The sequence below is a fragment of the Pseudomonas sp. WC1 genome, assembly GCF_050586565.1.
In the GTDB taxonomy this organism is placed as follows: domain Bacteria; phylum Pseudomonadota; class Gammaproteobacteria; order Pseudomonadales; family Pseudomonadaceae; genus Aquipseudomonas.
On the sequence record NZ_JBOBDQ010000035.1, the window covers coordinates 45,231 to 59,154 of the forward strand.

At 66.0% G+C, this 13,924-nt stretch carries 11 protein-coding genes and 1 pseudogene; 3 read left to right on the forward strand and 9 right to left on the reverse strand.

Annotated features, from left to right (window positions below; genetic code table 11):
- Window positions 1-150: 150 nt before the first annotated feature.
- The 5 genes from ACQ4OD_RS16505 to ACQ4OD_RS16525 form a co-directional block, all read right to left on the reverse strand.
- The gene (locus tag ACQ4OD_RS16505) at window positions 151-375 is read right to left on the reverse strand and encodes a hypothetical protein (RefSeq protein ID WP_023631633.1); all 225 of its coding nucleotides are present in this window, start codon (window positions 373-375) and stop codon (window positions 151-153) included.
- A 130-nt stretch (window positions 376-505) separates the two neighbouring features.
- Window positions 506-1,909, reverse strand: a complete 1,404-nt coding sequence (locus tag ACQ4OD_RS16510; protein ID WP_430944592.1) for a heavy metal sensor histidine kinase — start codon at window positions 1,907-1,909, stop codon at window positions 506-508.
- 48 nt (window positions 1,910-1,957) lie between these two features.
- Window positions 1,958-2,629 (reverse strand): heavy metal response regulator transcription factor, encoded by a 672-nt coding sequence (locus tag ACQ4OD_RS16515; protein WP_139668704.1) that lies wholly within the window; start codon window positions 2,627-2,629, stop codon window positions 1,958-1,960.
- 9 nt (window positions 2,630-2,638) lie between these two features.
- Window positions 2,639-5,728 carry a multidrug efflux RND transporter permease subunit gene (locus tag ACQ4OD_RS16520; RefSeq protein ID WP_430944593.1) on the reverse strand — a complete coding sequence of 1,030 codons (3,090 nt, stop codon included), beginning with the start codon at window positions 5,726-5,728 and terminating at the stop codon, window positions 2,639-2,641.
- Complete coding sequence (locus tag ACQ4OD_RS16525) at window positions 5,725-6,888, reverse strand: efflux RND transporter periplasmic adaptor subunit (RefSeq protein WP_198754352.1); 1,164 nt, start codon at window positions 6,886-6,888, stop codon at window positions 5,725-5,727. Before ACQ4OD_RS16525 ends, ACQ4OD_RS16520 begins: the two co-directional genes overlap by 4 nt.
- A 234-nt stretch (window positions 6,889-7,122) precedes the next feature.
- Between ACQ4OD_RS16525 and ACQ4OD_RS16530 the strand changes: the two are divergent.
- Window positions 7,123-7,392, forward strand: a pseudogene (locus ACQ4OD_RS16530) (PAS domain-containing protein); the annotation flags it as partial.
- Window positions 7,393-7,587: 195 nt separating this feature from the next.
- Window positions 7,588-8,694, forward strand: coding sequence for a methyl-accepting chemotaxis protein (locus ACQ4OD_RS16535; RefSeq protein ID WP_408981089.1), 1,107 nt, complete (start codon window positions 7,588-7,590; stop codon window positions 8,692-8,694).
- 97 nt (window positions 8,695-8,791) lie between these two features.
- Here the strand turns inward: ACQ4OD_RS16535 and ACQ4OD_RS16540 are convergent, their stop codons facing one another.
- The 4 genes from ACQ4OD_RS16540 to norR form a co-directional block, all read right to left on the reverse strand.
- The gene (locus tag ACQ4OD_RS16540; RefSeq protein ID WP_139668712.1) at window positions 8,792-9,526 is read right to left on the reverse strand and encodes a YkgJ family cysteine cluster protein; all 735 of its coding nucleotides are present in this window, start codon (window positions 9,524-9,526) and stop codon (window positions 8,792-8,794) included.
- The gene (locus ACQ4OD_RS16545) at window positions 9,523-9,834 is read right to left on the reverse strand and encodes a hypothetical protein (protein ID WP_198754354.1); all 312 of its coding nucleotides are present in this window, start codon (window positions 9,832-9,834) and stop codon (window positions 9,523-9,525) included. The genes ACQ4OD_RS16540 and ACQ4OD_RS16545 overlap by 4 nt, the downstream gene beginning before the upstream one ends.
- Window positions 9,835-9,922: 88 nt before the next feature.
- A complete protein-coding gene (locus tag ACQ4OD_RS16550; RefSeq protein WP_102682490.1) occupies window positions 9,923-10,822 on the reverse strand; it encodes a chemotaxis protein in 900 nt (299 codons plus the stop codon).
- 226 nt (window positions 10,823-11,048) lie between these two features.
- Window positions 11,049-12,599: a nitric oxide reductase transcriptional regulator NorR gene (norR, locus tag ACQ4OD_RS16555; protein WP_139668718.1), complete on the reverse strand. Its 1,551-nt coding sequence runs from the start codon at window positions 12,597-12,599 to the stop codon at window positions 11,049-11,051.
- 154 nt (window positions 12,600-12,753) lie between these two features.
- Between norR and hmpA the strand changes: the two genes are divergently transcribed.
- The coding region (gene hmpA / locus ACQ4OD_RS16560) for an NO-inducible flavohemoprotein (protein ID WP_430944594.1) at window positions 12,754-13,924 on the forward strand (1,171 nt) is incomplete at its 3' end.

The window sequence follows — 13,924 nt, forward strand, 5'->3', positions numbered from 1 at the left end:
AGTTCTTATTAGAGACGTAACAGCCAGGCTGAGATTTCCGACGCATAAAAAAAGCCGCTGAAAGGCAGCGGCTTTGAAAGGCTAACATATCGTCACAGGCAGTGCCCATGGTGTAGCCCAGGGAAAACTGGAAACAGCTGACGTGGCCGGTCAACTATCGGCATCGGTATCGACAGATACCTTGGAAGCGGTCTGCTGTGCGTCTTTAGCCGCAGCCGACTGCTGCGCGGCGTAGGCGTCACGCGCCTCTTGGTGAACCGCGGCGAGTTCGGCGTTGCGGGCGACGAAGGCCGGGGATTCTTCCGCCATGGCCAGGGGCGACAACAACAGGGAAGACAGGACGAAGACGCTGGCAATACCCATACTGTTGGACATTTGGAACAACCTTCTTGCGGGGCAAGTGCTAATGGAGACAGGGCTAAAGTTAGTCCTGTAAACAGCGGGGAAACAGAGGCTGTTCAGATAAGCACTGTTGCGCAAAAAGTAATGATCGCGGGAAAAACACTCAGACTTTTACCGCAAACCCGCGTAGTTGAGCGCTCGGCAAGTTGATACCGAAGGTATTCGCCCCGGCCTCGCTGTGCACGAAAACACTGCCGCCGTGCATCAGGGCGATTGCCTTGACGATGGCCAGGCCCAGTCCGTGGTTGCCGCCGCCGCTGTTGGCGCGGGCCGCATCCACCCGATAGAAACGCTCGAACAGCATCGGCAGGTGTTCGTCGTCGATCGCCGGCCCCGGGTTGCTCACGGCGATGCTGACCTGCTCCTCATTAGCCTCGATGCGCACCTGGATCGCCTGGTGCGGTGCGGTGTGCTGCACGGCGTTGTTCAGCAGGTTGATCAGTGCCCGGCGCAACTGGGCCTTTTCGATGCAGGCCTGGGCATCGCCGCTGACGGTGACGCTGACGTGGGCGTCTTCGAGGATGTAGTCGAGGTAGTCGAGAGTGGTGGCCACTTCCTCGGCCAGTGAGGCCTGGGTAAGGGCGGTGGCCTTGCTGCCCTGGTCGGCGCTGGCCAGGAACAGCATGTCGTTGATGATGCTGCGCAGGCGCTCGAGTTCTTCGAGGTTCGATTGCAGCACCTCGAAGTAGTGCTCGGCGCTGCGCCCGCGGGTGAGGGCGACCTGGGTCTGGCCGATCAGGTTGGTCAGCGGCGAGCGCAGTTCGTGGGCGACGTCGGCGTTGAAGGCTTCCAGTTGCGAATAGGCCTGGCTGACGCGGTCGAGGGCGGCATTGAAGGTGCCGGCGAAGCGTGCCAGTTCAGGCGGCAGGTCGCGGGTCTGCAGGCGGCCATCCAGACGCGGCGGCGCCAGGGCCTGGGCCTCGTCGGAGAGGGCCAGCAGTGGGCGCAGGCCAATGCGCGCGACCCAGTAACCAAGCAGCGAGGCCAGCACCACGCCGAAGGCCGCCAGGCCGACGATAGCCACCAGCAGACTGTGCTGGGCCTGCCAGAACGTCTCGGTATCGATGCCGATCAGAAAGCGCAGCGGCGGGCGCTCGCCCAGGGCGGGCAGAGCGCTGACCAGCACCTTGTAGGGATAGGGGCTGTCGCTCAGGCGCAGGTCGCGCATGCCCTCCGGGCCGTCGGCGAAAGCGCGGACCTGTTCGCTGGGCTGGCCATACTCGAAGGCCGGATTGCCGCTCACTACCCAGAAGCGGATGCGCCGGTCTTCTTCGCCGAGCAGGTTGAGCTTGTTGTTGATCTTGGCCCAGTGCTCGGGGGTGCCGTAGCGGTTGAGGGTCGATTCGAGCACGCTGAAGCGCGCATCGAGCTCGGCTTCAGGCAACAGGTCGAGGCTGCGATCGACCTGGCGGTACAGCGCGCTGCCGATCAGCACGAACACGGCCAGGGCGACCATGGCGAACAGCGCCGACAGGCGCAGGGCGATGGAGTTGCGTAAAGGATTCATGGGGCGGCACCTGTGGCCGACGCGTGGGAGCGGGTACTGCCGCAGGCTTCAGCCACGGTTTTCCAGGACATAGCCCATGCCTCGGATGGTATGCAGCAGCTTGTTGTCGAAGGGCCCGTCGAGCTTGGCGCGCAGGCGCTTGATCGCTACCTCGACGACATTGGCGTCACTGTCGAAATTGATGTCCCAGACCAGCTCGGCGATCGCGGTCTTGGACAGGATCTCGCCCTGGCGCCGGGCCAGCACGCTGAGCAACGAAAACTCCTTGGCGGTCAGGTCCAGGCGCTGGCCGGCCCGGCTGGCCTTGCGCGCCATCAGGTCGATCCACAGGTCGGCGACCTGGATCTGCAACGGTTCATGAACCGCGCTGCGTCGGGTCAGGGCCTGCAACCTGGCCACCAACTCGAGGAACGAGAACGGCTTGCCCAGGTAGTCGTCGGCGCCTTCGCGCAGGCCGTGGATGCGGTCCTCGACCCGCTCGCGGGCGGTGAGCATGATCACCGGCGTCTGCTTGCGTGCCCGCAACGCACGCAGCACCCCGTAACCATCGAGGCCAGGCAGCATCACGTCGAGCACGATTACCGCGTAGTCACCTTCGAGGGCCAGGTGCAGGCCGTCGATGCCGTCGCGTGCCAGGTCGACGGTAAAGCCCTGCTCGGTGAGGCCGCGATGCAGGTAGTCGGCGGTTTTTTCTTCGTCTTCGATGATCAGCACACGCATGGTCTTGTCTCAACTGGCGGTCGGCGCGGGGGCGACGGTGGCCCGGCGGCGGTGGAACAGGCGTTCCAGGGCCAAGTATATGACCGGGGTGGTGAACAGCGTCAGGGCCTGGCTCACCAGCAGGCCGCCGACCACGGCGATACCCAGTGGCTGGCGCAGTTCGGCGCCAGCGCCGAAGCCGAACATCAGCGGCAGTGCGCCGAGCAGCGCGGCCAGGGTGGTCATGATGATCGGGCGGAAGCGCACCAGGCACGCCTGGTGGATCGCCTGCTCCGGCGTCATGCCGTGGTTGCGCTGGGCTTCGAGGGCGAAGTCGATGAGCAGGATGCCGTTTTTCTTGACGATGCCGATCAGCAGCACCACGCCGATCAGGCCCATGATGGTGAAGTCCTGGCCCATCGCCCAGAGCAGGATCAACGCGCCCAGGCCCGCCGAGGGCAGGGTGGAGATGATGGTCAGCGGGTGCACGAAGCTCTCGTAGAGCACGCCAAGGATGATGTACACCGCCACCAGCGCGGCGAGGATCAGGTAGGGCTGGCTCGACAGTGAACTCTGGAAGGCCTGGGCGGCGCCCTGGAAGTTGCCGGCGATGGCGTCGGGCATGCCCAGTTCGCGCTGGGTGCGTTCGAGGGTCTGCACCGCATCGCCCAGGGCCACGCCGGGGGCCAGGTTGAACGACAGGTTGGCCGCCGGGAACAAGCCGTCGTGGCTGATCGACAAAGGGCCGGTGCTGGGTGGCGCGACATGGGCCAGGGCCGACAACGGCACCATTTCGCCGGACAGCGGCGAGCGCAGGTAGAAATAGTTGAGGCTCTCGGCCTTGCCGCGCTGGCGGGCGTCCAGTTCGAGGATCACCTTGTACTGGTTGGTCTCGGTCTGGAACTCGCTGATCTGCCGCTGGCCGAAGGCATCGTACAGCGCCTGGTCGACGTCGGTGGTGGTCAGGCCGAAGCGCGCGGCGGCCTGGCGGTCGATGTCGATGCGGGTGACGCTGGCGCCCAGTTGCAGGTCGTTGGACAGGTCGCGGAACGCCGGATTCTCGCGCAGGCGTTCGGTCAGGCGCTGGGTCCACAGGTTCAGCGCAACGCCGTCATTGCTCTTGAGCACGTACTGGTACTGGGTGCGCGACGGCCCGGAACTGAGGTTGATGTCTTGCCCTGCGCGCAGGTACAGGACGATGCCGGGAACCTGCGCCAGTTTCGGGCGCATGCGGTCGATCCATTCGCTGGCCGACACGTCGCGCTCGCCACGGGGCTTGAGGGAGATCCAGAAGCGCCCGTTGGCGATGGTCTGGTTGCTGCCGGTGACACCGACCGAATGGGAGAAGGCGCGCACCGCCGGGTCGGCTTCGATGATCTTCGCCAGGGCCTTGTGCTTCTCGATCATCGCGGGGTAGGACACATCGGCCGCCGCCTCGCTGGTGCCGAGGATGAAACCGGTGTCCTGTAGCGGGAAGAAGCCCTTGGGGATGGCCACGTAGCCGACCACCGCCAGTGCCAGGGTCAGGCCGAACACGCCGAGGGTGACGCGCTGGTGCGCCAGGGCCCTGTCCAGGCCCTTCTCGTACCAGCGCACCAGGCGCTGGCCGAAACCGTCATGCTGTGCCTCGGGGCGGCGCATGCACAGCGCGGCGAGGGTCGGCGCCAGGGTCAGCGAGACCACCACCGAAATCAGGATGGTCGCGGTGGCGGTCAGGGCGAATTCCTTGAACAGCCGGCCGACCACGCCGCCCATGAACAGCAGCGGAATGAACGCGGCGATCAGCGAGAAGCTGATCGACACCACGGTGAAGCCGATCTCGCCGGCGCCCTTGAGCGCGGCCGTGCGGCTGTCGTCGCCGGCCTCCAGGTGGCGGTGGATGTTCTCCACCACGACGATGGCATCGTCCACCACGAAACCCACGGCGATGACGATGGCCACCAGGGTGAGGTTGTTGAGGCTGAAGCCGAACACGTACATCAATGCGCAACTGGCGATCAGCGACACGCCGAGCACGCTGGAAACGATGAAGGTCGCCGACCACTGGCGCAGGAACAGCGCCATCACCCCGATCACCAGGGCCACGGCGATCAGCAGGGTCAGCTCGACCTCGTGCAGCGAGGCACGGATGGTCTGCGTGCGGTCCTGCAGCACCGACACCTCGACCGCTGCCGGCAGCATTTCCTGCAGGCGGGGCAGGGCAGCCATCACCCGGTCCACGGTGTCGACGATGTTCGCGCCGGGTTGGCGGAAGATCACCAGGTTCAACCCCGGCTGTTCGCCGGACCAGGCCCTGACGTAGGCGTTCTCGGCGCCGTCGATCACCTTGGCGACGTCGGCCAGGTGCACCGGGGCGCCGTTGCGGTAGCTGACGATCAGCTTCGCGTAGTCCTCGGGGTGGAACAGCTGGTCGTTGGCGGCGAGGGTCGACACGCTGTGTTCGCCGTACAGCGCGCCCTTGGCCAGGTTGAGGCTGGTCTGCTGGATGGCCTGGCGGATGTCGGCCAGGGTCAGGCCGATGGCGGCGAGCTTCTCGGGCTGGGCCTGCACGCGGATGGCCGGGCGCAGTTGCCCGGTGATGTTGATCAGGCCGACGCCGTCGATCTGGCTGAGCTGGCGGGCCAGCAGGGTCTCGGCGTAGTCGCTCAGTTGGTTGCCGGGCATCTGCGCCGAGCTGACGGTGAGGATCAGCACCGGGCTGTCGGCGGGGTTGACCTTGCGCCAGGTGGGCGGGCTGGGCAGGTCCTGGGGCAGGCGCGCGGTGGCGGTGTTGATCGCCGCCTGGACCTCCTGGGCGGCGGTGTCGATGTTCTTGTCCAGGGTGAATTGCAGGATCAGGTTGGTCGAGCCCAGGGCGCTGCTGCTGGTCATCTGGGTCATGCCGGGGATGGCGCTGAACTGCACCTCCAGGGGCGTCGCGACCGACGAGGCCATGGTCTCGGGGCTGGCGCCGGGCAACTGGGCGGTGACCTGGATGGTCGGGAAGTCGGCCTCGGGCAGCGGCGCCACCGGCAGGCGCGGGAAGGCGATGGCACCGAGCAGGACCAGGGCGAAGGTCAGCAGCAAGGTGGCGATGGGGTGGTCGATGCACCAGGCCGAGACCCCGTTGCGGGTGTTCATGGCTGGCTCCTGCTTTCGGCCATTTCCGCCGGGGCAGGGGTGTCGGGGGTGACCTCCACGGTGCTGCCGGGCTTGAGTCGCGACTGACCGTCCAGCACCAGGCGATCGCCGGCCTTGACCCCGGCAATGACATTCAGCGTGCTGTCCTGGTACACCACCTTGACCGGTACGGCGCTGACCTTGTCGCCGTCCAGACGGTAGACGAAGTGGCCGTCGATGCTGCGCTGTACCACCGGTGGCGGCACCACCAGGGCGTCCTCGTCCACCGCTGTGCGCAGGCGCACGGTGACCAGCTGGCCCGGCCACAGACGTCCGTCCTGGTTGGCGAACTCAGCCTTGACCCGCACCGTGCCGGTGGTGGCCGAGACCTGGTTGTCGATCAGCATCAAGTGCCCCTTGGCGAGCAGGCTGCGTTCGCCGTCGGCGTCCAGGTAGGTCTCCACTTCGGCGGGCGTGGTTGAGTTCAACAGGCCCTGCAGGACTGGGAGCTGCTGTTGGGGCAGGGCGAATTCCACGGCGATCGGGTCGATCTGGGTGACGTTGAACAGGCTCTGGGTGTCGCTGGTGCGGACCAGGTTGCCAGGGTCGACGTTGCGAATGCCGACGCGACCGCTCACCGGCGAGCGGATCTGCGTGTAGCTGAGCTGCACCGCGGCATTGTCGATGGCCGCCTGGTTGCCCTTGATCGTCGCCTGCAACTGGTTCACCAGCGCCTGCTGCTGGTCGAGGGTCTGCTTGGACACGCCGTCGTCGCTGCTCAGCAACTGGTAGCGCTTGAGGTTGACCTTGCCCACCTGCAACTGCGCCTGGGTCTGGCCGAGCTGGGCACGGGCCTGGTCGAGGTTGGCACGGATCGCCCGGTCATCGAGGGTGGCCAGCAGGTCGCCCTGCTTGACCCACTGGCCTTCCTTGACCAGCACCTGGGTCAGCACGCCCTCGACCTGCGGGCGCACCTCGACGCTGTGCAGCGACAGCACCGAGCCGATGGCGCTGAGGTAGCGCGGCACGTCCTGCTGGGCCACGGCTATCACTCGCACCGGTATCGTGCTGGCGGCGCGGTTGGCCGTAGCTTCGCGGCGCGGCCCCAGCCAGGCGCCGATGGCGACCAGCAGGACCAGGGCCAGGGCGGCGAGTACGAGGAGGCGGGACGGACGTCGCATCGGGGTGGGCACCTTGGCCAAGGGGCTGGGAAATGGATTCGGCTATTACAGGGTTATAGCGCGCCGACCGGGTCGGCAGCGTGACGCCAGGCTGTCACGGCTGTCAGTTTCGGTGGGTTGATGGCCAAGTGCCAATATCCTGCCATGGATCAATGTTACGTCGGCGTTTGCCCCTAGAGTCGTACGCCCTGCCGATCTCCCGTACAACAACGAGTGCCTCCGATGAAGTGCAATATGCCTGTTACCGGTCGCGAAGTGGATTACCCCGGCGACGCCAACATCCTGTCCACCACCGACCTGGACAGCCGCATCACCTATGCCAACGACGACTTCCTGCGGGTCAGCGGTTTCCTGCGCGAGGAGCTGCTGGGCAATCCCCACCACATCGTCCGCCACCCCGACATGCCGCCCCAGGCCTTCGCCCAGATGTGGCAGTCCCTCAAGGCCGGGCGCTCGTGGATGGGGCTGGTGAAGAACCGCTGCAAGAATGGCGATCACTACTGGGTGAGCGCTTTTGTCTCGCCGATCAGCAGCGGCGGGCAGGTGCTGGAGTACCAGTCGGTGCGGACCAAGCCTGGCACTGAGCAGGTGGCGGCGGCCGAGCGTGCCTATGCGCGCTTGCGCGAGGGCCGGCGTGGCTGGCGCGAGCGCCTGCCGGTGATCGGGTTGGGCACCCGCTTGTCGCTGGCGGTCGGCGCCGTGCTGGCGCTGGTGCTGGGCGCCGGGCAGTGGTGGCTGGGGGCACCGTTGCTGGAATCCGTGTTGGAGGTGGCGGCGGCGGTCGGCTTGAGCAGCCTGGCGATCCGGTTGCTGTTACGCCCGTACGAGCGGCTGCGCCGACAGGCCCAGGCGATTGCCGACAACCCACTCAGCCAGCGGCTATATACCGGCCGGCGCGACGGCCTGGGGCAGATCGAGTTCGCCATGCGCATGCTCAAGGCGCAGCTGGGCGCGGTGGTCGGACGTATCGGCGACACCTCGTCGCGCCTGGCCGGGCATTCGGGCTCCCTGGCCGAGGCACTGCACAGCAGCCACGCCAACAGCCTGGAGCAGCAGAACGAGGCCGACCAGGTGGCCACGGCGATCCAGCAGATGAGCGCCAGCGTCGCCCAGGTAGCCAGCAGCGCGCAGATGGCGGCGATGGCGGCCGACCAGGCGGAAGACGAGACCCAGTCCGGGCATCAGCTGGTCGACCGCAACCGCTGCGCGATCCAGGACCTGGCGGGCTCGCTGGTGGAGGCCAGCGAGGTGATCCAGCAACTGGAAAACCACAGCAGCGAGATTTCCGGGGTGCTTGATGTGATCCGTGGCATTGCCGAGCAGACCAACCTGCTGGCGCTCAACGCCGCCATCGAGGCGGCGCGGGCGGGTGACCAGGGGCGGGGGTTCGCGGTGGTCGCCGACGAGGTGCGTGGCCTGGCCCAGCGCACCGCGCAGTCGACCCACGATATCCAGCGCATGATCGGCGCCCTGCAGGATGGGGCTCGCGCGGCGGTGCAAGTGATGCAGCAGAGCAGCGCGCATGCCGGGCACAGCGTTGAGCAGGCGCAACTGGCCAGCGACGCGCTGGACAGCATCAGCGTGCGGGTCAACCAGATCAACGAGATGAGCCTGCAGATCGCTGCGGCGGTGGAGCAGCAGAGCCAGGTCAGCGAGAACATCAACCGCAACATCAACAGCATCCGCCAGGCCAGTGAGGCGACGGTCAGCGTCGGGCAGCGCAGCCACAGCAGTGCCAGTGACGTGGCGGACCTGGCCAAGGACCTGCGGCGACTGGCGGACGAGTTCTGGCGGCGTTGTCAGTGACTGACTGAGTTGTCTGTGCCGGCCTTATCGCGGGGCAAGCCCGCTCCCACGAAGCACCTTGGTACTTGGCGTGGGCTTGCCCCGCGATTGGATCTATCTAGAAACCGATGAACGCATAGTAGACCGGCGCTTCGCCCGTCACCTGTAGCCGATGTTCCTGCAGACCGGCCGCAAGCGCCTCGTCCTGCACATGCACAGCCCACGGTCCATCGACCGCCCGTGGCGCCTGCTCCAGCACCGAGGCAAACGCCGCCATGTCCGGCAGCCAGGCAGTAAATCCATTGCCCTTCAGAGCGCTGGTGGTCATCCCCAGCGCCTGACAGATTGCCACCTTGGCCGCGATATCGTCGCGATCGGCCTGGCGTGAGGCCTCGATCAGGGCACGCAGCGCCTCATCCACCGGCAGGCTGCCGTGAATCAGTTCCGGCCCTTGCGTCCAGGCCTCGGGCGGGCAGTCCTTGTTTTCCGGGCGCAGCGGCAGGTGCGGGTTGATCTCCGCCGGGTAGATACGACAGACCAGCGGGCGGCTTTCATAGATACCGCACAGGTCATTGTCATCGAGGTTGCGGCAGCGCCCGGGGTTGAATGCGGCGAAGGTTACCGACACCTGCAACTGCGCGTCACCGCACGGCACCGGGTGCGAACGGCGCAGCACATGCTCGCGCTGGTCGGCCGGCATACCCAGGCCATCGGCGAGAAAACCCTCGATCAGCACCACCACCTGGCCGCCGGAACTCGCCCACTGCCGGGCCTCGGCCAGGGTCAAAGGCACGTGATGACCGGTGCAGCATTTACCACAGCCGGTGCAGGCGAACCGAATGCTGTCGCTCATCGCTTGCCGACTTCCCAGTCGGTGACGAAGGCCTGCTGGCGCTGGCGATCATAGAGGCACAGCTCGGTGCCGATGCGGTTCTGCATGTGTTTCTGCGGGTAGGTGCCCTCGATCAGCAGCGCGCTGTAACCGACCTGGTCGTCGAACTCGGCGGGTTTGCCCAGAGCGTGGGCATCCTTGAACTGGCTTATGGCCAGGCAGGCCTTGAGCATGTGCTGGCGCTGATCGCTCCAGGCTTGCTTGCTCGAAGCGTGGACTGCGCCGCTGGCGAGGGCGCAGAGAATCAGGAACGAATTGAGAAATTTCATACGCGACACCGGCAATGAACCTGCGAGGGGCGCGAATTATGCCCGAACGTTTTCCTTCATCAAGTCAGGAAAATCCTGACTTGATGTGTCAGCGCTCCTCGAACACCACCGCCCGCGCCGCCGTCACCAGGCAGTTGGTCAGTTCCGGCGAGGAGAACTTGGTGAGAATGGCATTGGCCCCGGCCAGCTTGGCCTTGTCACCGCTCATCGCGCTGTCCAGCGAGGTGTGCAGCAGGATGTACAGGTGCTGGAAGTCCGGGGTTTCGCGCAAGGTGCGGGTGAAGGCGAAGCCGTCCATCTCGGACATCTCGATGTCCGAGACGATGATGTTGATCTCTCTGTCGGTGCCTTGCAGCTCCAGCAGCACATTGATCGCATCCTTGGCGCTGCGCGCGGTGTGGCACTCGATGCCAAGGTTGCGCAGGGTGTGCACCGACTGCTGCAACGCGACCTGGCTGTCGTCCACCACCAGGATGTTGGCGGCGGCCAGCAGGCTGGCGTCCTCTTCGCTGACTTCCCCCGGGTGCGGTTCGTGGGGCGGCGGGGCGATGCCGTGGATGACCTTTTCGATATCCAGCACCTGCACCAGGGTGTTGTCGACCCGGGTGACGCCGGTAATGAACGAGCGGTTGCCCGAGCCGTAGGGTGGCGGTTTGATGTCGGTGCTCAGGCAATGGACGATGCGGCTCACCGCTTGCACGTGCAGGCCCTGGCGCGAGCGGCTGATCTCGGTGACGATCAGGCAGCCGCCGTCGGGGTCGGCCAGGGGCATTTCGCCGATGGCGCGGGACAGGTCGATCACCGACAGCGAGTTGCCACGCAGGGTGGCGACGCCTTTGACGTGCGGGTGGGACTCCGGCAGTTTGGTCAGCGGCGGGCAGGGGATGATCTCGCTGACCTTGAGCAGGTTGATTGCCATCAGTTTGCCGCTGCGCAGGGTGAACAGCAGCAGGGACAGCGAGTCCGCGCGGGCTTTTTGCGTGGCCATGGACAACCTTCGCTATGAATGAGGGGGAGGATGCCGGGTTATCGGCTTTCTGGCGCCAGGCTTTAGCTTAGTTTGCTATTGGATCTGCAGCGGGGTCGCTTTGCGACCCATTCGCCGCGGTTCGTCGCCACGACAAGCCGGCTCCCACACTGGCCGCGCTGAGCTCAGCCAAGCGCCATCCCTGTGGGAGCCGGCTTGCCGGCGAATGGGCTGCGAAGCGGCCCCGTCAGCGCAGCCCCAAGCGCTTGGCCAACCGGCTCAGGTTGGCCCGATCCAGCCCCAGCTCCCGGGCTGCGGCTGCCCAGTTGTCCTGGTGGCGATCCAGGCACGCTTCGACGATCTGCCGCTGATAATCATCCACCGCCTCACGCAGCCCCCCCTCGGGCAACGGCGCGTCAGCCGACGGTGCCTCGATTTCTGCCAGCATGCTCGGCGCCACGTTGCGCAGATCGAGGTCAGCCGCTTCCAGGGTGAGGATTTTCGGCCGCCGCCCGTGCTGTCCCAATGCCTTTAGCGCCGAGCGACCGATCAGGTGCTCCAGTTCGCGGACGTTGCCCGGCCAGCCGTACGCCAGCAAGGCGGCCTGGGCGTCAGTGGACAGCCGTAGGCTCCCCAGCCCCAGGCGCGCGCGGTTCTGTTCGAGGAAAAACCCCGCCAGCAACAGCACGTCGCGGCCTCGCTCGCGCAGGGGTGGAACTTGCAGCGGATAGACGCTCAGCCTGTGGTAGAAGTCGGCGCGGAAGTTGCCATTGCGCACCTCTTCGGCCAGGTCGCGGTTGGTCGCGGCGATCAGGCGCACATCGACCTGATGGTCGCGGTCCGAACCCAGGCGTTGCAACTGCCCGCTCTGTAATACCCGCAGCAACTTGGCCTGCACCGCCAGCGGCAGTTCGCCGACCTCGTCGAGGAACAAAGTGCCGCCGTTGGCCAGCTCAAACTTGCCCCTGCGTTCGCCATGGGCGCCGGTAAAGGCGCCGCGCACATGGCCGAACAGCTCGCTCTCCACCAAGGTGTCGGGCAGGGCGGCGCAGTTGAGGCTGACCATCGGCTTGCCGGCACGCTGGCTGGCATGGTGCAGGGCCTGTGCCACCAGTTCCTTGCCGACGCCGGTCTCGCCGGTGATCAGAACGGTCAGGTCGCTGCCGCCGACCAGGCGGATCTCCTCGACCAGGCGCTTGTGTGCCTTGCTTTGGCCGATCAGTTCGCGGTCCTGGCCGCTGGCCTGGCGATACACCTCGGCGCGCTGGTGTTCATCCTCGGCGCGCAGGGCCAGGTGCTCGATGCGCTCGGCCACGGTCACCGTGGCGGCGGCCAGGCTGGCGAAGGCCTGCAGGGCGTCGAGTTCGAGGCTCTGGAACTGGCCGGCGGTGAGCGCGTCGAGGGTCAGCAGGCCCCACGGGCGTTCGTCGACCATCAGCGGGCAGCCCATGCAGTCGTGCACCTCGAGATCCACATGGGCGGCGTCGACCAGGCCGTCGTAAGGGTCGGGCAGCGGGCTGTCGCTAGGGAAACGGGTGGGCTCGGGGCGGCTGAGCAGGGCCTGGAAGCGCGGGTGCTCGCTGACCCGGAAGCGTCGGCCCAGGGTGTCCGCCGACAAGCCATCCACCGCTAGCGGTACCAGCCATTCGCCGTCCAGGCGCAGCAGCGCCGCGGCATCGCATGGCAGCAGACCGCGCATGGCCTGCAGCAGCCGGCGGTAGCGTTCCTGGTCGGGGAGGTCGCGGGACAAGTCGCTCACCAGGGGGAGGAGGGCAGTGAGCAGGGGCTTTGCAGTCATATGGACTCCTGTTGGTCGGAATGACTATACGCCTGAGTGTGTCCTTTTGACATCGATCAATGAAAACCCCCGGTTTTACTGACGATCAAAGTTGGCACGATTGCTGAAATGGTCTACGCAACCATTCGAAGCCACAGGCTCAGGAGTTGTCGTAATGCTCAATGCCGAACAACGTGCAATCATCAAAGCCACCGTGCCCCTGCTGGAAAGCGGTGGTGAGGCCCTGACCACCCACTTCTACAAGATGATGCTCAGCGAGTACCCCGAAGTACGCCCGCTGTTCAACCAGGCTCACCAGGCCAGCGGCGACCAGCCGCGTGCCCTGGCCAACGGCGTGCTGATGTACGCCCGGCATATCGACCAGCTCGAGCAGTTGGGCGGTCTGGTAGGCCAGATCATCAACAAGCACGTCGCCCTGCAGATTCTCCCTGAACACTACCCGATTGTCGGCAGCTGCCTGCTGCGCGCCATCGAGGAAGTGCTGGGCAAGGAGATCGCCACCGCCGAGGTGATCGCCGCCTGGGCGGCGGCCTACGGCCAGCTTGCCGACATCCTCATCGGCGCCGAGGAGAACCTGTACAAGCAGAAGGAAGAGGCCGCCGGCGGCTGGCGCGGCACCCGCGAATTCCGCCTGGTGCGCCGCGAGCAGGAAAGCCGCGAGATCGTCTCGTTCTACTTCGTGCCGGTCGATGGCAAACCGGTGCTCAAGGCCGAGCCGGGCCAGTACATCGGCCTGAAGCTGGAAATCGATGGCCAGGAGCAGCGTCGCAACTATTCGCTGTCGGCCCTGTGCGACGGTGAGCAGTACCGCATCAGCGTCAAGCGCGAGGCGGGCGGCAAGGTCTCCAACTACCTGCATGATGGCTTGATGGTCGGCGATACCCTGCAACTGTTCCCGCCTTCCGGTGATTTCACCCTGGTCGCCAGCGACAAGCCGCTGGTGCTGATCAGCGGCGGTGTGGGCATCACCCCGACCCTGGCCATGCTTGAGGCGGCCCTCGAGACCGAACGCCCGGTGCACTTCATCCATTGCGCACGCAACGGCGCGGTGCATGCCTTCCGCGACTGGATCGATGGCCTGGCGGCGCGTCACCCGCAACTCAAGCGCTTCTACTGCTACGCCGAGGAGGATGGCAGCCAGGCTGCCGACGCAGTGGGCCTGCTGGACCAGGACCTGCTGGCCGAATGGCTGCCGCGTGAGCGCGATATCGAGGCCTACTTCCTCGGACCCAAGGGCTTCATGGCGGCGATCAAGCGTCAGCTCAAGGGCTTGGGTGTGCCGCAAGGGCAGAGCCGCTATGAGTTCTTCGGGCCGGCTGCGGCGC

Bases quoted from the DNA above. Each gene is read 5' to 3' on its own strand.
- ACQ4OD_RS16505 (WP_023631633.1), bottom strand. From the start codon at position 375: ATGTCCAACAGTATGGGTATTGCCAGCGTCTTCGTCCTGTCTTCCCTG.
- ACQ4OD_RS16510 (WP_430944592.1), bottom strand. From the start codon at position 1,909: ATGAATCCTTTACGCAACTCCATCGCCCTGCGCCTGTCGGCGCTGTTC.
- ACQ4OD_RS16515 (WP_139668704.1), bottom strand. From the start codon at position 2,629: ATGCGTGTGCTGATCATCGAAGACGAAGAAAAAACCGCCGACTACCTG.
- ACQ4OD_RS16520 (WP_430944593.1), bottom strand. From the start codon at position 5,728: ATGAACACCCGCAACGGGGTCTCGGCCTGGTGCATCGACCACCCCATC.
- ACQ4OD_RS16525 (WP_198754352.1), bottom strand. From the start codon at position 6,888: ATGCGACGTCCGTCCCGCCTCCTCGTACTCGCCGCCCTGGCCCTGGTC.
- ACQ4OD_RS16540 (WP_139668712.1), bottom strand. From the start codon at position 9,526: ATGAGCGACAGCATTCGGTTCGCCTGCACCGGCTGTGGTAAATGCTGC.
- ACQ4OD_RS16545 (WP_198754354.1), bottom strand. From the start codon at position 9,834: ATGAAATTTCTCAATTCGTTCCTGATTCTCTGCGCCCTCGCCAGCGGC.
- ACQ4OD_RS16550 (WP_102682490.1), bottom strand. From the start codon at position 10,822: ATGGCCACGCAAAAAGCCCGCGCGGACTCGCTGTCCCTGCTGCTGTTC.
- norR (WP_139668718.1), bottom strand. From the start codon at position 12,599: ATGACTGCAAAGCCCCTGCTCACTGCCCTCCTCCCCCTGGTGAGCGAC.